This is a genomic window from Flammeovirgaceae bacterium SG7u.111 (assembly GCA_034044135.1).
Lineage (GTDB): Bacteria > Bacteroidota > Bacteroidia > Cytophagales > Flammeovirgaceae.
The window spans coordinates 6,300,001-6,320,265 of sequence record CP139021.1; the positions used below are offsets into that span (position 1 = coordinate 6,300,001).

Sequence of the window (20,265 nt, forward strand, 5' to 3'; positions counted from 1 at the left end):
ATCAAACCCCGTTTCAAACAATAAATGAGTGATATTTTCACCCTCTTTTACATTATCAAAAAGGTATTTTGTCTGATTTGTATGAATATCAAAAACAGCAATATTATGTGCTTTTTCAAAATCAAATACATCTTCTTTATTGGAAATAAGGCCTTTCGGTTTTTTCCTGTGGAGAGACAAATAAAATCGACCGCGCCGTTGATCTGTTTCTTCAGTAATAGAAGATTGTCGAAAATTCATGCTTTTCATATACTTTTTCTCTAAGAAACTGTCTAAAGTAAAATATGCCTTGCAAAACTACACTGTGAAAAAGTCCAGTACTAGAGAGTACCTAACTGTTATAAGTAACTCTCACTATGCACAAAATAGCTTAGCTAGTGTGAAATATGTACTAAAATCTAGTTTACAGCATATCAAAAACAAGGCATTTAATTCTTTTGTGAATAGTTTAGCCTAGTTGCAAACGGCTTTCTTTTCTTCAATCAACCCAGTAATTGCATCCCATAGCCGAATTCTTTGTTGTAGTGCTTGTCTTGCCACAGTCAGTGTTTCCTCCCATTTAAGCTCATCTGAACCGCATAATTCGGATACCATCCGAAGAGATAACGGTCCATGTTCATCTCCATCGAGTTCGATATGCCTTTCTAGGTAATATACCAGCTTGTTGTATTTCTTATTTTCCGCATCAGCATTTTTAAGGATTTCCATAAACATATCTGGAATAAGGTCTTCCCTACCAAAGGTAAATGCAGCTGCAACCAAGTGAGGCTTTTGGATTTCTATCACCTCAAAGGTAAAAGCCACAAAGTCTTTCACCCGTTTATCTATTTCCAATTTATTCAGTGCATCGTTTACAGTGTTTTCTGCTTGTAGGTATCCTATAAACCTTTGGATATCACTTGTATTGGCATCCAACTGTCTCATTGCATCGAGGTACATTTCAAAATGGCTTTTGGGTTCTCCAAATTCATTGACATCACTTTCTTCTCCATGGACAATCTCGTTGATAAACCTAGCGAGGGTTGGGTTGTTTTTGGGAGTCCAAGGCAACGTAACATTTGTCAACTGTAATTGAAGTGATTTTAGCAAAGACATAAAATCCCATACCGCATAGACATGGTTTTCCATGAAAATCTTTATATCGTCTATACTTTCCAGGTTTTTATACAGTTTGTGTGTGCGTAACTTTGCTCTTAGTTCAGTTATTTCTGATTCTATATAATCAATTTTACTCATGCAGTTTATTGTTTTGTTAGTGATAATCAAGTTAGCATTTGTCTATTTTTCCCTAAATCTACGAGATAAAAGCATATTTTCAGCCCTAGTAAAACAGGATTCAAATATCTTTGTTTGAGTCTTTCCTAAAACAAGGATGAGAAGCTAGGTCTGAAAAACAAAAAATCACCAAGGAATATCCTTGGTGATTTGCTCAATTTGAAAGTTCAACCTTTTTCAAAAGGTTTTCTATATACACCTTATGAATATGAAATTGAATTTCTTACTCTAATTCAAAACGCTTTTCTTGCTTGTTGGGCAGTTCTATAGTGCGGATAAACACCTCACTAGAAGTTGGCTGCAACCATACAGATTCTGTACTATTTTGAAGGGCTTCGTGGCTCTCTACTTTCTTCAATTCTTTGCCATTGAGCTTCACACTTTGCAAGAACTTCTCGGTCACTACTTGCAGCTCTAGCTGGCGACTTTCATTTTTTTCTTCGCCCATTCCCTCAGCAGCATGAACCATTAGGGATATTTTTTCACCTGTTATTTGCTGCTCAATTTTGGTAGTGGAAAATGCCCCGTCTTGGTAGCTCACATCCCAGCCATTGTCTTCGTAAAGGGTAAAGCTTGTCGCCTTTATTGATGGAAATATTTTAACTATCAGGTCATTGCGGGTAGTACCATCGGTTCTTCTACCGTGAGCATTCATAGTTTTGGCATCTACATAAGCCAATGGAATAATGGCTCCTTCGCGTACATAAATGGGCAACTTGAACATACCGGCACGATAGAGTGCCACATCTTTTTTGAGCTCGCCACGGCTATTGAGCTTTTCGTGGTTGTGCCAATCATACCAAGTACCTTCAGGCAAATACACATCTCTTGTTTTGCGATCGTATTCTGTTTCTGCCACACCCATAAGGTAAGCTCCTATCATTTTTTGGTCGAAAATATCAGCTACGCTAGAGTCTGCTTGAAAATAGCACACCAAGGGAGCGATTACCGGATCGGCTTCTTGTGCCGCTTTGAAAGCCAAGGAATAATAATAGGGCATCATGGCATATCGCTGGCGGGCATTTGACAAATTGCTGGCAAAATCCCCTACTCTATCGGGTGCTGTCTCAAAATTATTCTTGAGGTTTTGAGCATGAGGCCTTACGGGCACATCGAACAGCATGGCATAAGCAAACCATTTGGTGTAGAGTTCGTCATAAGGTTTTCCCTCGTCGTTGATATGTCTATGAAAACCACCCAAATCTGCCCCATAATAATCTATACCCGAAAAGGACATGTTGGTTTGGTTCATGGCATGGGCAGTGAGGCTGATCATTTTGGTGCCAATATCAGCAGACCACATAGCTGAGCCATAGCGCTGGATACCCGAGATGCCCGAACGAGACATAATGAACGGACGCTGGCTTATGCCGTTACGCTTGTAGCCATCAAAAATACTTTTTATCCAAAGGATATTGTAAATATTATGAGCCTCTTTTTGGGTTTTTCCTCCCATGTAAATTGCGTCGGCATTGTACACTTCTGGCTCACCTAAATCTGTCCAGTGACCAAGCACGCCATCTTCTATCAATGCTTTTCTGCGATGGTCAAATACGTATTTCCCAGTTTCAGGATTGATATAATCAAACATTCCACCACTGCCCCACCACGATTGCTCGGGAAAAAGCATAGCTGAACTTTCATCTGTGCTCGCAACCAATAATCCTTTGGATTTAAACTCTTGATAGTCTGGCAGTTTCTGGTCTACATAAGGCTCTTCTATGAGCATAACCCCGACCCCGTAATCTTTTTCTAGCTGTGAAAGCTTGCCTTTAGGATCTGGATAGGTTTCGGTATCCCAGGTTAGGCTGCCCATATGTGAGTCGTCGCCCTCGTTGCCTATTCCCCCAAACCACTGCAAATCCATCACAAAGCCATCGAGGGGAAACTCGTTCTTTTTAAGGGAAACAAGCTTGCTGTCTAGCTCATCCCAATCGTCAAACCCGTATTCAGACACCCACATTCCAAACATCTTTTTGGGAGGAATGGTTGGGTGACCAGTCAACTCTAAATAATCTTTACGAAGATCGAGCAAGTCTTCTCCAGACATGAAATAATAGCTTGTGTTTCCTCCAGAATGATCTACTTTCCAAGTATCCTCTGCAGTAAAATCCCAAACATGTTTGAAAGTATTGTCGAGAAAAATAGCGTAGTTTTCATGCCCTGCACCGTTCATGGCGTACATAACAGGAAACTGCGAGTTGCCATTGCAGCCACCATCCCACCAAGCCATTACATTTCCGAACTCATTGCCTTCCCTCACTTTTCCATTGTAAGAAAGCTGACTGTAGCCCTCATTGGTAAACTGCTGGCCCAAACCATACACCTTAAGGTCAGCTGGGCAAGTGGCTACTAAGCCTTGCAGCCCCTCTTTCCTACTTGGAGAAATGGAGGTTAATTCTACCCAGCTTTTAGTCTTATCAATAAAAGAAACTTCAAACGTTTCTGAGTTTATGATCAGTTTCAGGTCATTTGTTTCGATAATATCCTTTTCTCCTTTCTTGTAAAAGGAAACTGTTTTTGCTCCCTTATAGTCGGTTTTGGCAACCATGACAGAAGCGTTTTGTGGCAAGGTAAAGCTATCTCCATAGTGATATTGTACATTTACCAAATCGTCGTCCAGCAGTTCAATGTAAAGATGGGTATCTGCATTGGAAAAATTGAAGACTTTACTGGGTGTTTCTTCCCCACCTCTTTTGCAGGAAGCCAAACAGAAAATGGCCACTGCAAAGAATAGTATTTTTTTCATTTCAGCTCAAGCTTAATTCTTATAAATAATTTCCTTTATGAAGTCCTTTATTGCTTCAAGACTTTCTTTGAAATAGTCGATTTGCTGTTGTGAATATTGATAAGGTATAGCCCGCTAGCTAAGTCTGACATATCTATTTTCAGTTCCTTTGCCCCTGGTTGCAGGTAAATTGTTTGAATATTTTCCCCTTTGAGGTCTGTCAGTTTTACGTATAAGACTTTTGCAGATTCATCGAGGACCAATAGATAAGTAATGTTTGTTACAGGATTAGGATATACTATAAAAGCCTTGCTTAGCTCTTCTTTGCTCAAGGCGAGTGGCTCTTCGGTAGTAATGGTCTCAGAGTACTCCGAATCTTTGAAACTTCCTTTTGCTTTTACTCGGTAATAAAACTGTCCAAATTTCACCGCTGCATCGGTATAGGTTTGTGCATTTATTTGCAAATCGGCAATTTGCTCAAACGTAGCCCCTTCATCGGCCGAACGCTCCACCACGTATCCTACTTCCGAGTTGGAATTGTCCATCCAGTTGAGATCAACACCTGTAGGCGAAGTAGGAGCGGCTTTTAGCTCCGTTGGCTTGGCTAAACTCAGCTTGAAGGGAACAGGGTTTCCTTCTACAGCAGTAGCCAGTTTTTTGTTGGTAAAGATATGAAACTCCCCTGGGGCAAGTGTCACTGTTTCTTCCAAGTCGGTTACTTCAAGCGAGTCTCCTGAGAAATAATCATACCATTTCCCCGTACTGATAAACTGAGGATTCACCACCGACTTTCCAGTACCAAAATTGGCTACAACACTCATTTTTAGGGATTCGTGTTCCAAGTTTATCCACTTGGTATTTCCAGAAGGATCCCAAGTAAATGTCCCATTGTTGAAAGCTTCTGCCTGCGATTTTTTGAGGTGGATAAGGCTGCGGTACGTATCAAACAACTTCCTTTTTTGAGGGTCGTCGAGGTACTCCCATTTAAGTGGTTTCACACCGGTTCTTCCATTATAATCAATGGAAATATCGTATCCGTATTCGCCAAACTGCCAGATCATTTTCGGCCCTGGAATGGTAAAAAAGAAGCTTGCCGCTAATTTCATCCGATCTAGTGCCGTAGCCGTGTCCCGTACATTATAATCTCCCGAAGAATTTCCATAGTTCAATGCTTCGTACATTTGGCGCTCTTCATCGTGGCTTTCCATGTAGCTCACCAAGTTCAGGTCATCCCAACCTCTTTCTTTGGCATAACCCCATTTCAAATCTGCACTTTTACCCAAAATCACATCTTTGTAGTTGAAATGCATATTTCCCCACAGCATCATCCCATAATCTGCCAATTCCTTTTCCTCGTCGTTGTCGGCCAAATGCTCTAAAATAACCAAAGCATCAGCTTTTTGAGCCCAAACCACATCTGCCAAACGCTTCAAGTTTCTCACCCGGTCGGCATCGTATTTCCCTCCCCATTCGTCGTCAGCAATAGTTTTAGGATTGTTGGAAAAACCTTTAGTAAAATCGAGACGGTAGCCATCGAAATGAAATTCTCTCAGCCAATACACCAAAATGCTGTCCATAAGACCTTTGGTACTGGCACTTTCGTGGTTGAAATCCGAGCCCCATTGCAAGCCTGTATTTTCAAAATTAGATTGCTCATTGTACCAAGGGCTGTTTGCCGCAGGTCGGTTTTCCTTAGCATTCCAATACAACTTTGCCCAAGGCGAAGAGTTGTACGAATGATTCAGTACCATATCCATCAGCACCAACATGTCCCGTTTGTGGCATTCGTCTATCAGCATTTTGAGTGCTTCGCGAGGACCGTAATATTTGTCGGCAGCGAAGCAAAAATTAGGATTATAGCCCCAGCTGAGGTTTCCCTCAAACTCGTTCACGGGCATTAGCTCAATCGCATTTACCCCCAAACTGTCCAAATAATCCAACCTATCTATAACGGACAGGTAACTATGTCCTTTGTCAAAATCTCGGATAAGTAATTCGTAAATCACCAAATCGCTGTTGGCAGGCTTGGTAAATCCGTCGTGCTTCCACTCAAACTCGTCCTGCCCCGTTCTCAATACCGAAGCTCTAAATTGGGTTTTTCCTTCTGGGTACTTCACCAAGCCAGAATAAGTCTCTTCGGTAATGTATTTGTCTTCCCACGGATCGCTTACCTGCTCAGTAAAAGGATCGGCAATTCTCAATTCTTCATCTACCAAAAACTGGAACACGTAGTCTTTCCCAGCAACCAACCCGTCTATTTCCAACCAAAAAAACTTATCGTCTTTTTTCATAGAATAGGCTGGCGAAGGCGTCCAATCGTTGAAATCGCCAATGGCATACACGGAAGATTTGCCCGGAGCTTCCAAGACCAAAACCGCTTTCGAATCATCCGTTGCGTTGTAATTCACCCCAGGTTTTACACCTGCGGGCAACGGAGCTTCGTCCACATCAGCTCGGGTAATGTAACTGAAAGTCACCGTATCGGCTTCTTCACCTGCTGTAGCTATAATGGCAATATCGTTTTTCCCTTCAGATGTTACGCTTTCTTGGTATGAATATTCGTTGGAAGGAGTAACCGTTGTTTCTACCAAACTTTGGTTTCGGTACAATGAAAAAACGGCATCTTTAGAGCTCGCTGCAGAAATGGAAATTTGCTCGTTTAGATCAACAAATAGCAATTGGGAAAGAGGAGTTAATAGATTCAGCTCCAGCTTATCCGACGTATAAAGATCTACAAAAATATCTGACCCGTTGGGGTCTTTTCCCTCGGCACAATTGTTACTTGCCCCATCAAAACCTCCACAAGGTCCCTCTTCCCGAAACACCATGCTCAAGCGGTATACCGTAGCATCGGCAGGCAAGCCCGCTGCGGCAAAATAGGTACGAGGGGTAATAATAATCTGCCATTTCTCATCGCCAAGAGAAGTCATTTTCCCCGAAGAATTTGGGTTGCCCCATTCGCCTACTACATGTTCCCATTCCAATCCGTTTTCTTCCAAAATCACACCTGCGTGCATCATCACTCCTGTAGCCCCTTCCAGTCCCGAAGCACCTTGGGTGGCATCGTAGGTAATGGTGATTTGCTCGTCGGAAGAGGGAAATAATGGGGAGACAGTTACTTGTCCCCAAGCAGTGTTTAGGGTAAGAATTGTCAGTATGAAAAGTAAAATCCGTTTCATATAATGATGGTTTGGAAATAAAAAAGCTTGTTGTCTGTCGTGAAATCTATGGGGAAGTATAGCTAGGAAACCCTGTTCCATTGAAGTTAAGAAAGGGCACGAGCGAGACGCTCGCGCCAGCATTTCTAACTAACCTCTAATTTTCTAGCACCCAGCCTCTAGAAAGGGCAATAGCCTTCCCAAGTTTGTACCGTTCCTGTGAACGAATTGGTGCCGTCGTAGGTAAACAAACGGTTCTCCACCCCTTCGCAACCCGTATTGTCTCCATTAGGCTTTTGCTCTCCATTACCCCAAGCTGGGGCATCTGTAGTCGCTAAGAAAAATTTAAACTCTACTGATTGCCCATTGGTCATTGGAAGATAAATTTCGTAGGTAGTACCTCCTGTATTATTCATTTTCAGACCTGCCGCTTGACCAGGCTGCACCCAGTATACTACACCCAAATCACCAGTGATATAAATATCTTTATCCGTAGGAGTATCGACAGGAACATCCACGGTGAATTTCACCAAATCTTTGCCATCTGCCACACAAAAGCCTTCCCAAGTCACTACTGCACCTTCTACGGTTTGGTCAGAAAAATCACCACTGTTAAATGTAAATTTTCTGTTGTCTATTCCTTGGCATCCAGCATCATTAAACGTTTGCTCGCCACCTCCCCAGCTTGTTCCGCCATCAGGTACAAGGAAATATTTATATTCAATACCAATTCCGTCTTTGTCAGGAGTTATTATAAATGTTTTCTGGTAAACCCCGTCTTTCAATTCAAGCTTCAAAGCTTGGTTTGAACCAGGCTCTTGCCAATTACCATCAGCAATGCCCAAGTCACCTAATGAACCTGCCAAAAATACGCCGTAACCGGCAGGAACCTCGGCAAATTGACTAAGCTTGAAGGTAAGTGCAATACCTGCTCCGTAACGATAAAGGTCAAGATTAAAAGGCTCTTCTGCCATTTTTACTACACCTTCTGCATCCGTAGCTTTAGCCTCTACTGTCCAGATAATGGAGGCTTTGCCTTTTTCTTCAATTCCTAAATCTTTCAGAGCATCTTCTAACTGTTGGTGTGTAAGGGTAAGAGTGGTATCCTGCCCACTGTTGTCAGAAGAAAAAGAAAGAATTGGCTCGGCAAAATCGCCACCTATGTTATCAGCTTTCCATGTGTATGTAATACCTGAACCTAGCCCCGCCTTGCTCGCTTCCCACTTTATAACGATATCTTCGTCTGCACTCGATTCCAATAAGTATAATGGTGTGTTATTTGTTGGCGTCATAAGATTAAAATCCGCCAATGTTTCGCGGTAGCGCACGATAGTAACTGGTGAAGGACCTGATATTTTAGTTATTTCACCGTTACTTGCCCTTACTCCCCAGTCCAAAGATGCTTCACCACCTTCAGCAACACCCAAATTTTTGAGTGCTTCTTGCAATTGTGCATGTGTAAAGGTGATTTGCGTTGCTGTATTATCATTGTCGGAAGGAAGTTCCAGTACAGGAGCTTCCAAATCGCCACCTTCTGTAACCGCTAACCAAGTATAGCTTACAGGAGAATCAAAACCTGAACGGGCTTGGTTCCATTGAACAACTATTGGTTCGTCTGGGGTCAAAGGGTTCAATTCTACCCTTCCCGTTGGCACTTCTATGAGGGAAAAATCCCTCAAACTTTCTAGCCCTGAGCCTACAAACTGCTCTTGGTCACACGACGAAATGAGACCTGCTAGAACAAATAAGAATATGATATATTTTTTCATTTTCAAAAAGGTCTTTTTGTTGAGAAATCTTAAAAGTCGCCTGTTACAGCATCGGCTTTGATAGGCGAGAAGAGCTTATCGCCCAAGCTTGCTGGGGGCTCTGGTCCTCCAAAGTCTGGATTAGGTCCACTTCTTACATGAATTTTTATCGATTCAATTTCTTGACCTTCATCCAACTCATAAAAATCGAAAGGTACCATGGTTAAGGTAAAAATCCCGTCGCCCTCATTTGTGAACATTTGCTCTGGAGTATTACCAACTTCATCCCAAGGTACCAACTGAATCTCTGTACCATCAGTAAGTTTGATATCTGTGTACATGTACACTTCAGTAAGCGCAGCCAAAGTGCTATTCACATCTTTGTGGTTCTGGTCGAAGTAGAAAGTAACCACATCCGATTGCTCAAACTTATCGGGGAAAGCTCTCAAAGGAACGGGTACAAACTCTAGTGCAACTACATCTACCGACATATCGCTAGTCTGTCCATCACTCCAGTCTCTTCCTTTAAAAAGGAAACCTAAAGTCAATAACTCACCTGGCGTTTTGTTAAAGAATGCAGTTGGCACAAAAGTAAAAGTGAATACATTTTCAGTAGCCGTTGGCAGCAAACGAGCAGCTTCTTGGTCTGGTCCTGCTGGGTTCACATTAGTTGGCGCATCACAGCATCCGTCTACAAACATCCAGATATAAATATTGCCAGTATATTTTGAAGCTTCAAGGTCTGTGCCCGTAAAATCGACGGTCATGGTAACTTGGTCTTCCGCTGTAAACTCAGCCGGATCGTAGGTGACAGTTTGGGCTGAGGCAACTCCTGCCAAAAGCAGCCCTATGATAAATAATATATATATTTTCATTTCTTTAGTTCTTTTTAGATAATAGGAGAAAATTGTTATTCCCCTGCAGATTGTACCAACGTATAATTATAAGTCAAGAATTTTTGCCAGCTAACCTTACCATTTTCTTCTTTTTTAAAATATTTAGAAAACTGGAAAGCGATGGTAGGTACCTCAGTTTCTGTAAGCCCATTTAGACCTTGGATATCCAAAGTAGTTTTGGTATTTCCATCTTCGCTAGTAAAAATGATTTGGCTAGGATAGCCCGCATCGTCAAATGCCCAAGTTCCTTTGGTCATGCCTATGATGTTCGGCGCAGAGCCAAGATTTACCTCAAAAGAGCCATCCGCTTTTAGGTCGATATTAAAGTCCCCAAACGGAAGCTTTTGGGTAATATCCACCGACTGCACAAAGGCAGGGTATCCTTTTTCTACGGCAATGTCATCTACCTGCACCACACGGGTCACATTCCAATTGCCTACCATTTGCGTGGGGCGGTCGAATGGTTCGCCCACACCGCCAAATTCTTCTATACAACCACTCAAGCCCGCTAAAAGCAAAATGAGTAGTAGTTGGATTTTATTTATGTTCTTCATTTTCAATGTCTTTATCTTTTTATGACTTAAAAAATCGAGTAAAAAGGAGCTGGACTAGCAGCCTCCTTCTTCGTTTGGAGTGAAAAACTCTGTACCGCCAGCACCTGCTATCTCTATATCAGGAAACTGAACTGACATGCCTGGGCAGCTCCAAGGAGATCCGTTAATGGTGATATTTTCACCTTTTGCTCCTATGCGCCTTAAGTCGTGGAACCGAACACCTTCCGCTACCAACTCTTTGCGCTTTTCATCTCTAATTCGGCTAATAAGCGTTGCTTGACCAATAGGTCCTTCTATTTCACTCAAACCTGCACGCATGCGGATATCGTTGAGATCGGCAAGTCCTTCATCCAACATATTCAACTCTGCAGCAGCTTCTGCTCTCACCATTTTTAATTCCGTTACGTGGAGTAGAGGAACATCAAAATAGTTTTTCCCATCAAATTTCTTCACAGAAATCTTCTCGTTCTCAAGACCTTCATCTTCTACCACATACCAGTTTTGACCTCTCAAGTCTGCAGGGTCAGCTGTAGCTTTTTCATAAAGCTCACGAGCGATTCTCAATGTAGGAGGGTTATCGCCATCAGAACGGAAATGTGCAGTAAATTGCTCTCCACGATGATCGTTGGCATTACTTACCATCTTAAAAATAGCTTCCTCAGTTCCTGTAGTCGAATAACGATCGATCAATTCACTTGCATTTGGATTGAATTTATTAGGACCATTTTCGATCACATCATTCGCCAAATCATAGGTGCTTTGGTAATCATGCATGTGGAAATATACCTTTGAAAGCAAAGCTTTTGCAGCCCATTGGTTAGCATAAATACTATTTTCTGTAGGTAATTTAGCGGCTGCGGCTGCTAGGTCTGCCGTAATTTGGGCATACACTTCAGCTACTGTGTTTCTATCTTTTGCAACAGATTCTGGAGTTGTTCTCAATACAACACCCAAATGGCTATTATCAGCAGTGTAGCCATATGGTTGGGCAAATAGCCTTACCAAATCAAAATAGCACAACGCCCTTAAGAATTTTGCTTCACCTTCTATCCTATCTCTTTCAGTATCTGACAAGCCTTCAAGCTCTAGATTTTGTAGCAAAACATTTGCTCTATAAATCAAGAAATGTGGCTCTGTGAAATATGCTTGTGTGTATCCTGTAAAAATAGAAGTTGACTTATTATAGTAAGCCAAGAAATCAGCGTTATCAAGACTTCCTGGCTTTCCATCTATGTTGTCGCCCATTACCTCTGCAATTGCTTGAGTACGACCACCCATAAAATCACCACCTGAACCTCTAAGCACATCGTAGGTTGCATTGAGTAGCTCCTGTAAATCCTGAGGAGTATTGATTGCTTCTTCTGCAATGATTTCATCACCTGGCTCTAGCTCTAACAAGCTATCGCAAGCTTGTCCGCTCAACATTGCCAGAATGAGAAGTATATATTTAAGATGTTTCATTTTCATTCAAGTTTTTTGGTTGAACTTTTTAGAATTTAAGATTTACTCCAACAGAGACTGCTCTTTCTTGAGGCGGTGTTAGGTAGGTGATATTTGGGCTCAAGTTTCTCCCTTGAGGGCCACTATGATCTCTAACAATCTCTGGGTCTGGACCAGGGTATTTTGTGAAAGTAAGCAAATTGGTACCTGTCACATATACTCTAGCGTTTTGGACAATCTTAGATTTGGTTGGGATGTTGTAACCCAATGTAAGCGTACGTAATCTCAAATAGGACGCATCGTACAAGAACTGGGTAGTGTTCAAGTTCCAGAAACTTGGCAGACCTCCGTAAGTTGTTGGATCTTGTGTAAGCCTTGGGAAAGATGCCTGATCACCTGGTTGTCTCCAACGGTCTACGATATCCCTACGCATATTCCAGTCAGAAACAACACCTAACTGACGCTTGGCCGCATCATCATAAATATTACCTCCAATTGTGAAAGTGAATAAGATATTCAAATCGAAGTTTTTGTAGGCAAAGTTGTTGGTAATACCACCTGTAGCATCTGGCACTACACTTCCTACTGGTACTCTATCGTCGAGGTTAAACTCATACGTTTCGTTTCCTTCTTTGTCCAAAAAAACAGGCAAACCATTCGCTGGATCTACATAAGAGAACCTGTTCAAAAAGTTTACACCTACTGGCAAGCCTTCTACTACACGTGTATCACCTGAACCAGCAATTGCATCTGGAGGAGTTGCTCCAATATCAATTACTTCGTTTTGAAGTCGAGAAATGTTCAAATCTGTAGTCCACTGAAATTCACCTACTAGGTTACGAGACTTGATAGTAAGTTCTAATCCTCGATTGCTAATAACACCTATGTTTTCGAAGTAGCGCTCAAAACCTGTTGATGCTTGAACTAATCTATCGATAAGCACATCTGAAGAACGTTTGTCGAAATAAGCGAATTCAGTAGTAATTCTGTTTTCTAATAAACCTAGTTCAAACCCTACGTCAACGGTACGTTGTACCTCCCATTGCAAATCGTCATTTTTCAACCTAACTGGGTATAAAATTGGTTGTTGATTGTAAGGGTTACCATCGTCACCAGCTTGGCGTCTAAATGTTCCGAAACGTTGGTAGTTAGGAATATCTGCATTACCAGTGATACCCCAGCTAGCTTTCAGCTTCAAGAAGTTCACTGCACTGCCTTCTGGGAAGAAGTCTTCCTCTGAAATCACATAACCAAGACCTGCGCTTGGGAAGAAACCGTAACGGTTGTTTTTACCAAACCTAGATGAACCATCCACCCTTGCAGATGCCTTCACAATGAATTTATCTTTATGGTTCCAGTTCACACGACCAAAGTAACTTAAGAAAGACCACTCTTGGTCTGCAGCAGTTGAGATCACTGGATTGGGCAATGGCTCGCCCTCTTCATCAAATCTTGGAGGAATAGTTGGGTCTTCATAAAGTGGACCTGTTACATTATATGCGGTAATACTGTTGTATTTTTCAGTGATTGAGTACTGATACTCTGAACCTACTAAGAATACAAATTTGTTATCGTCATTCAGGTTTAGGTCGTATGATACAGTTGCAGATGTGCTGTAATTAGTTACCCATGTCGGATACCTAGATGCTTTGCTTTCCGCATTTGTCCACTCTGCTGGCTCAAACTGGTCATCTTGGATATCCATGTAATCCAAGTTACCAGCTACCCTAACCTTTAGGTTTTTGATAGGCTCATAATCTAAAGAAAGAGAAGATATAGATCTATTTTCACGAACTTTCCAATCGTTGAGTTCCTGTTGCCTTACAGGGTTACTCCCTCCTGTAAAATAAGTTCCATCATCGTTGCGAACGGGGTAAATAGGCAATGCATCAGAAGTTGCAGCACCCAAACCGCCAGACCATGCAGCAAATACCCTATTGTTTATACCTTGGCTAAGTGTAGATGAAAGGCTTGCCTTTAGGTTATTTAGAATCTTATAATCTAGGTTTAACCTACCACTTATTCTTTCATAGTTGTTGCCAACCAAAAAACTTTGGTTATTACTATAAGAAAGACCTATATAAGTTGTGAGCTTATCATTACCTTGGCGCATAGAAAGATTATATTCTTGTTTTACCCCCGTTTGGGTAGTTAGGTCTTGCCAATCTGTATCTGTATTTTGAGCATCTTCCCAAGAAACACCACCATATAAAGGTGCTCTTCCAGTTTTTCCATCATTTTCCCAGGCTTCTTGGTAAAGCTGCAACCATTCAGAACTACTTAATAAATCAAGCTTACGAGCTGGTTCAGATACTCCAAATTTTGCTGAAAAATCAAAAGAAGGTTTTCCTTCTTGCCCTCTTTTGGTTGTAACCAACACAACTCCATTAGCACCTCTTGAACCGTAAATAGCTGCTGCAGAAGCATCTTTTAAGATTTCAATAGACTCGATGTCATTGGGGTTGATAGTTGCCAAAGGGTTGTTGTTCATTGCGCCACGATCACCGTTGATAAACGGGTCTTGTGTGATAGGAATACCATCTACGACGTAAAGAGGGTCGCCACCTGCACTAAGTGAAGCAATACCACGAACACGGATCATAGATCCAGAGCCTGCCATACCGCTACCTTGGATTACCTGAACACCAGCAGCTTGCCCTTGCAGAGCAGCTTCAAAACTGGGAACAGATACATTAAGGAGTTTTTCCCCTTCTACCTTGGCAATAGAGCCAGTTACTTCCCGTTTGGTTTGTGTACCGTAACCTACTACGATTACCTCTTCTAGTTGCCTAAGGTCAGGCTCAAGTGCTACTTCAAAAATAGATTTACCACCAATTTCAAGCTCTTGGGAAACATATCCCACATAGCTTATTACTAAAATCCCGTCGGTAGGGGCTACCAACTTAAATTTTCCATCGATGTCTGTGATAGTACCTTTACCAGTACCTTTTAATAAAATACTTACACCGGGGATTCCAGCCCCGGTCTCATCATAAACTGTTCCTGATACGGAATGATCTTGTGCGTGCGCCAGCGACATGTTAAAGAACAGGCACAAAAGCCAGCACAGCATACTCTTCGACGTGTAGTCTTTCATCATCATATTCAATATTAGTTTTAAAAGTTAAGCACAAGTGCTTTATAGAGTTTCACCAATACCTCTGCAGGTATTTTTTAGGGATGAAGCGCACACCATGAAATGCGCGACCAAATTGGATCACTAAAACTGTGGGATAAATAAGAAGGGAAAACTAGGTTCGGGAACGTTTGTATTTCAAGAATAAAAAATAGTAGAACTTCATTTTCATATCTTATTCTGATTCGTGCAGTTTTATTTCACTAATTGACTCTACAATGATATGGCAGAATAAAAAAGCAATCGTTCCGCGTTCGGAAAAATACGTTCATTATAAAATGAAACGTTTCAAATCATAATTTGCACCTTTTAAAACATTGGCTATCAAACTATTGTTATTTCTGGAAAAAGTGGGTTATAATTGAAAAAAATAATCCAATTACCAAGAACGGCACTTATGAAAATGAATAATATTCTATTATCGGCCATACTTACACTACTTTGTTGTTCTCCTATCAGCCAAGTTTTGGCTCAAGTAACCATTATAGTGGAGGCTGTGCCCGAAAATACCCCAGAAGGGGCTAATATTTTTGTAGCTGGGACTTTCAATGACTGGAATCCTTTGGACTCATCCTACATGCTTACCAAAACGGCGGAAGGGACTTTTGAACTTACTTTAGATATAGATGCTTATTCTTTTGAGTATAAATTTACCCGAGGAGGCTGGGATGCCGTAGAGGCAAATGAAGATGGAGACTTGATGGGAAACCGTATCATAATCAGGAATGACGACCCCATAAGAAGAGTACGCATAGCTGGCTGGAGAGATCTGGTTATCAATACCGTTCCTCATTCACGGTTTGTCATCAGAGAACTTCCTGAGAATACACCCCAAGGCAGCGAAATTTATATGGGAGGGAGTTTCAATGATTGGACAGCCAAAGATCCTAATTACAAGCTCACCAAAGATATTGATGGCTTTTACCACATTTATATCCCTGCAAGTATCGATTCATTTGAGTATAAATTTAACAGAGGAAGCTGGGCTTCGGTTGAGGCAAAAAAAAGTGGAAAACTGAGAACAAACCGCTATTTCCAACGGAATTCAGATGAAAATATCACTGTAAACATCGATATTGAAAACTGGGAGGATTTATCGAAAGGCTTGCCGAGGAACTACATTCTCTTCATGCTTTTTTCCGTGTTTTTCAATGGTTTTCTGATTCTTTCTGTATTCGGCATTCGCTACAAGCAAGGTCCAGCCAAACTATTGCTAATCCTCCTAATCTCCATCAGTCTAATAGGCTTGCTATCACGCGTTTTTTTTACCGAGCTGAAGGAGGCTCATGAGGCGCTCCCTAAGCTACACCTCGGCTCAGATTATATTCTTTTCCTTTTTGCCCCAGTTTTTTACCTTTTGGTCAGAAGCCTGATCCAAGAAATAAAACCAGGGCAATTTGAGGGTATGTTTTGGCGACATTTCCTCCCCTTTACCCTACAAATCATTATCTACCTCCCACTTTGGTTTACCAATATAGAAGACTTTAAGCTTCACCTTGTTAATAAGGATTATAATTTACTTTTTTATAGTGTAGGCGCAGTTGCATTTGTTTATAACCTTGCTTATTGGGTCGCTATTTTCCGAATAATCAATAAGTTTAAAAAGCTAAACCCAAGCAAATGGCATTATAATTCTCTTTTTTCTACCTTAAAATTCATTCAAGGACTTGTATTATTATTTTGGGCTTATACCATAATCATGTACCTCATAGGGCAGGCGACTGGCGAAAATCTAGAACCGTATGTAGAGCAGGGTATTGAAGGTACTTGGAGTATTTTTGCCCTTAATGTTTATGCTATTGCTTATTTCCTCGTCACCCGAAGGGGGATTTTTAACGAGAAGAAAGAAATGGAAAAAGAGCAAAAGATTTATAGCAGCAAAATTGCTGATGAGGAGCTGGCTAGGTATAAGGACAAATTAGACAAAGCGATGGAGGAAAAGCAACTTTACCTCAACCCACAACTCACACTTACCGACCTTGCCAAAGAGCTAGGCATGTCTACACATACATTATCTAAAGCCATAAATGAAGGGTACGACAAAAACTTTAATGACTTTGTAAATAGCTATAGGGTCGAAGAATTCAACAGGCTTTCGATAACAGTTAAAGATGGTTCGGAAAACATTCTATCGCTCGCATATAAAGTTGGTTTCAATTCTAAAACAGCTTTTAATCGTGCATATAAAAAAGTGACGGGTTCTACGCCTAGCGAAGCTTTACGATGAAAGTGAGCCAGATCTATATAAACAAAAAACCGCATCAGCAATGCCAATACGGTTTCAGTTCTACCTTTTCTTAATTAAAACTCTTTCTGCTAGAAAGCATATTTGTTTTTTTCGATGAGGTAATCTGCTACCTCTCTTCTTATCTGATGCACGTTGAGTAGGTTGGTTTTGGTAAAGCGTTTCAAACCAAGTACCATTACTTTTTGCTCATCACCTGAGCCAAAAGATGAAACGGCTTCTTTTCCTGAAACATTTACTTTATCAACCGCTCCAGCTAAGTAAGCTTTCGCCATTTTTACATAAAGCTCAGCTGCTTCTTCACCTTTTGTCTCCATTATTTTTTCGGCACGGAGCAAAGCTGACTCAGCTGCATAAACTTCAATAGCCATATCGGCTATATTCATTAATACTTCCTGCTGCTTCTGAATTTCAGTAGTGAATGTCTGAACAGCTTTTCCAGCTACCATCAACACCGCTTTTTTCAAATTCTTCAGCACACTTTTCTCTTCAGCAAGAGGCGTACTCATATCTGGTATTGCAAACGAAGGAACTGCCGTTAGTTCTTGGGCAACTGCCATAGCTGGCCCCATTAAATCGAGCTCACCTTTCATGGCACGCTTGAGAGCCATTCCCACCAAAAGCATTCTGTTTATCTCGTTGGTACCTTCATAGATTCGGCAAATTCTCGAATCACGGTAAGCCCTTTCCATAGGCGCATCGGCTGAATAGCCCATTCCTCCATAAATTTGCACACCTTCATCTGCCACATAATCTAACACCTCCGATCCGTGTACTTTCAAAATAGCACACTCCATGGCAAACTCTTCAGTTGCTTTAAGCTTCGCTTCGGCTTCAGAAGCTCCGCCAGCCATTAGGGAAGCTATGGCATCTTCTATATCTTGACCTGCCCGATAAGTAGCACTTTCACTCACAAAAGTACGAATGGACATTTCAGCTATTTTTTGCTTAATCGCTCCGAAAGAGGAGATTGCCACTCCAAATTGTTTCCTTTCGTTGGCATACTGGGTAGCAAGGGTGATAACTCTTTTTGCACCACCCAAGGCACTTGCAGCTAACTTTATCCTTCCTATGTTGAGGATGTTTACTGCTATTTTAAACCCGTTGCCTCTATCGGAAAGCATATTTTCAACAGGCACCATGCAGTCATTGAAGAAAACTTGACGTGTAGAAGATCCTTTGATTCCGAGCTTGTGCTCTTCCTCGTTCATGGTGATGCCCCCAAAGCTTTTTTCTACTATGAAAGCTGTAAGGTTTTTGTCATCTTCTATTTTAGCAAATACGATGAAAAGCTGCGCAAACCCTGCATTGGAGATCCACATTTTTTGACCTGTAACTTTGTAATGCTTCCCATCTTCAGTTAAAACTGCTTTCGTTTTTCCAGAGTTAGCATCCGAACCCGCATCGGGCTCGGTAAGGCAATAACTTGCCGCCCATTCTCCGCTAGCAAGCTTAGGTACGTACTTTTTCTTTTGTTCCTCAGTACCATAATAGAGAATAGGCAACGTACCAATACCTGTGTGTGCTCCGTAGGTAGTGGAAAAAGAACCCGCAGCGCCAATTACATCTGCAATCAACATAGATGTGTTAAAACTCATGCCTAGCCCTCCATATTCTTCTGGCACGGAAATACCCAACAAACCCAATTCACCAGCTTTGGCAAACACATCTTCTACTACTCCTGCTTTCTGCTTTTCAATATCTTCTACTCTCGATTCTATTTCTTTTTCAATAAAATCTTTACAAGCTGAAGCCATCATTTGCTGCTCTTCACTAAACTCTTCTGGGATAAAAAGGTCGGCTGCAACTGATTCTTTGATGAGGAATTCTCCTCCCTTTACTGATTTTTTATCTATTACTTCCATCTTCAAATATTTTGGTTGAGGTTAAAAGGCTAATTAAATTGTTACATCCCCACATCAAGCTCCATAAGCATTGCGCTTAAAGCTTTTCACTTTCCTCTGATCGTATCAACAAGATGATATATCAAACAATTTAGTATGCATGCATACTATTATATGTACAAATATATGCAATTAAATTTATTATGCACGCATACTAAATGTTTTTTTTATAAGAACAAAGAGATAACCTTTATGGTTTCGGGAACGATTGAAAAAATAAAGAACACTTGACTTTCTAGATTTTATTTATGAAATTCATACACATAAACCACGGAATAAGCTACTATTATTTCAAATAACATAATTGCATGAGTAAAACATATTTACTGAAGCAATTGGGAGGGTTGGTAAACCGTATTTTTTTACATTATTTTCCTACCTATACCTCTTCTAATGAGTGTCCACTCCTAACATAAGTAAACAAACTTCTGATTAACAAATTTGCTCATCTACTACCACTAAAGAGTCCAATTGCCACCCACCAACAAACCTCTTGGAGCACAAGCAGGGGCAATTTCTAATTTCTTTTTCCTAAAAAAATAAAAATCAGAAGCATGGAGCAAAACATTCTACATTCCAGTAAGAAATCTCTCATTCTAGAGCAGTCTCAACAAGCCCGAAACCTTACTAAATTATTGGTATCGGACGTGCCTATTAACTTATGGACAGCTACACCTGTAGGTATTGATACCAACATAATGTGGCAAATTGGTCATATGATTATTAGCAAAAATTATCATAGTATCAGCTGTATAGCAGGGTTTCAAAAGGAAGTCTTGGATATTTTCCCTTTCCAAGAATATCTCACCATGTTTGGCAACAGCAGTAAACCAATGGAATTAAAAGGGTATGACCTCAGTCCTTCTAAGATGCTAAGGCAATTAGAAGAAGTAAGAGAGTTAGCCCAAAGTATCTTACTGAACCTCGACGAGGGTCAGCTTGATGCACCTTTGGCTTCTTCGGGAATGGCACATCCTATAGCAAAAACCAAAAAAGAAGCTTTGCTCTGGTGTAGCCAACATGAAATGTGGCACAATGGGCAAATTGCTATGATCAAGCGAGCTCTTGGATTAAAAGTTTTCATTTATTAAATACCATTTTGCGCCCTTTGGAGACCCAGAGGGCATTTTTTATCGTCCTCCTTATTTTAACACCATCCCTTATTAGTTTTATCAAACTAT

The 20,265-nt window shown here is 41.0% G+C and carries 12 protein-coding genes (1 of these 12 only partly in view); 2 read left to right on the forward strand and 10 right to left on the reverse strand.

Annotated features, from left to right (window positions below; translation table 11 throughout):
- From R9C00_24490 to R9C00_24530, 9 genes are all read right to left on the reverse strand, one after another.
- Positions 1 to 240: the 5' portion of a hypothetical protein gene (locus tag R9C00_24490; GenBank protein ID WPO34857.1), read on the reverse strand. Its footprint begins 279 nt before the window's first position; only the first 240 of its 519 coding nucleotides appear in the window; the start codon lies at positions 238 to 240; its stop codon lies off the left edge, out of view.
- A gap of 213 nt (positions 241 to 453) precedes the next feature.
- Positions 454 to 1,236, reverse strand: a complete 783-nt coding sequence (locus tag R9C00_24495; protein ID WPO34858.1) for a DUF3050 domain-containing protein — start codon at positions 1,234 to 1,236, stop codon at positions 454 to 456.
- A 262-nt stretch (positions 1,237 to 1,498) separates the two neighbouring features.
- On the reverse strand, positions 1,499 to 4,024 hold the full coding sequence (locus R9C00_24500; GenBank protein WPO34859.1) for a glycoside hydrolase family 31 protein: 2,526 nt from the start codon (positions 4,022 to 4,024) through the stop codon (positions 1,499 to 1,501).
- 47 nt (positions 4,025 to 4,071) lie between these two features.
- Positions 4,072 to 7,182: an alpha-amylase family glycosyl hydrolase gene (locus R9C00_24505; GenBank protein ID WPO34860.1), complete on the reverse strand. Its 3,111-nt coding sequence runs from the start codon at positions 7,180 to 7,182 to the stop codon at positions 4,072 to 4,074.
- A 158-nt stretch (positions 7,183 to 7,340) separates the two neighbouring features.
- Positions 7,341 to 8,930, reverse strand: a complete 1,590-nt coding sequence (locus R9C00_24510) for a SusE domain-containing protein (GenBank protein ID WPO34861.1) — start codon at positions 8,928 to 8,930, stop codon at positions 7,341 to 7,343.
- A 29-nt stretch (positions 8,931 to 8,959) separates the two neighbouring features.
- Positions 8,960 to 9,784, reverse strand: coding sequence for a hypothetical protein (locus tag R9C00_24515; protein WPO34862.1), 825 nt, complete (start codon positions 9,782 to 9,784; stop codon positions 8,960 to 8,962).
- A gap of 35 nt (positions 9,785 to 9,819) precedes the next feature.
- Entirely contained in the window at positions 9,820 to 10,359 is a 540-nt protein-coding gene (locus R9C00_24520; protein ID WPO34863.1) for a DUF5004 domain-containing protein, read from the reverse strand.
- A gap of 54 nt (positions 10,360 to 10,413) precedes the next feature.
- On the reverse strand, positions 10,414 to 11,820 hold the full coding sequence (locus R9C00_24525; GenBank protein ID WPO34864.1) for a RagB/SusD family nutrient uptake outer membrane protein: 1,407 nt from the start codon (positions 11,818 to 11,820) through the stop codon (positions 10,414 to 10,416).
- Between the two features lie 28 nt (positions 11,821 to 11,848).
- Positions 11,849 to 14,902 (reverse strand): TonB-dependent receptor, encoded by a 3,054-nt coding sequence (locus R9C00_24530; GenBank protein ID WPO34865.1) that lies wholly within the window; start codon positions 14,900 to 14,902, stop codon positions 11,849 to 11,851.
- Between the two features lie 430 nt (positions 14,903 to 15,332).
- On the opposite strand from R9C00_24530, the gene R9C00_24535 reads away from it, so the two are divergent.
- A complete protein-coding gene (locus R9C00_24535) occupies positions 15,333 to 17,162 on the forward strand; it encodes a helix-turn-helix domain-containing protein (GenBank protein ID WPO34866.1) in 1,830 nt (609 codons plus the stop codon).
- An 89-nt stretch (positions 17,163 to 17,251) separates the two neighbouring features.
- Here the strand turns inward: R9C00_24535 and R9C00_24540 are convergent, their stop codons facing one another.
- Positions 17,252 to 19,045, reverse strand: a complete 1,794-nt coding sequence (locus tag R9C00_24540; protein WPO34867.1) for an acyl-CoA dehydrogenase family protein — start codon at positions 19,043 to 19,045, stop codon at positions 17,252 to 17,254.
- A 593-nt stretch (positions 19,046 to 19,638) separates the two neighbouring features.
- On the opposite strand from R9C00_24540, the gene R9C00_24545 reads away from it, so the two are divergent.
- The gene (locus R9C00_24545) at positions 19,639 to 20,175 is read left to right on the forward strand and encodes a DinB family protein (GenBank protein WPO34868.1); all 537 of its coding nucleotides are present in this window, start codon (positions 19,639 to 19,641) and stop codon (positions 20,173 to 20,175) included.
- Positions 20,176 to 20,265 lie beyond the last annotated feature (90 nt).

Excerpts from the sequence above, each read along its gene's own strand:
- R9C00_24495 (WPO34858.1), bottom strand. The coding sequence starts at position 1,236 with ATGAGTAAAATTGATTATATAGAATCAGAAATAACTGAACTAAGAGCA.
- R9C00_24500 (WPO34859.1), bottom strand. The coding sequence starts at position 4,024 with ATGAAAAAAATACTATTCTTTGCAGTGGCCATTTTCTGTTTGGCTTCC.
- R9C00_24505 (WPO34860.1), bottom strand. The coding sequence starts at position 7,182 with ATGAAACGGATTTTACTTTTCATACTGACAATTCTTACCCTAAACACT.
- R9C00_24510 (WPO34861.1), bottom strand. The coding sequence starts at position 8,930 with ATGAAAAAATATATCATATTCTTATTTGTTCTAGCAGGTCTCATTTCG.
- R9C00_24515 (WPO34862.1), bottom strand. The coding sequence starts at position 9,784 with ATGAAAATATATATATTATTTATCATAGGGCTGCTTTTGGCAGGAGTT.
- R9C00_24520 (WPO34863.1), bottom strand. The coding sequence starts at position 10,359 with ATGAAGAACATAAATAAAATCCAACTACTACTCATTTTGCTTTTAGCG.
- R9C00_24525 (WPO34864.1), bottom strand. The coding sequence starts at position 11,820 with ATGAAACATCTTAAATATATACTTCTCATTCTGGCAATGTTGAGCGGA.
- R9C00_24530 (WPO34865.1), bottom strand. The coding sequence starts at position 14,902 with ATGATGATGAAAGACTACACGTCGAAGAGTATGCTGTGCTGGCTTTTG.
- R9C00_24535 (WPO34866.1), top strand. The coding sequence starts at position 15,333 with ATGAAAATGAATAATATTCTATTATCGGCCATACTTACACTACTTTGT.
- R9C00_24540 (WPO34867.1), bottom strand. The coding sequence starts at position 19,045 with ATGGAAGTAATAGATAAAAAATCAGTAAAGGGAGGAGAATTCCTCATC.
- R9C00_24545 (WPO34868.1), top strand. The coding sequence starts at position 19,639 with ATGGAGCAAAACATTCTACATTCCAGTAAGAAATCTCTCATTCTAGAG.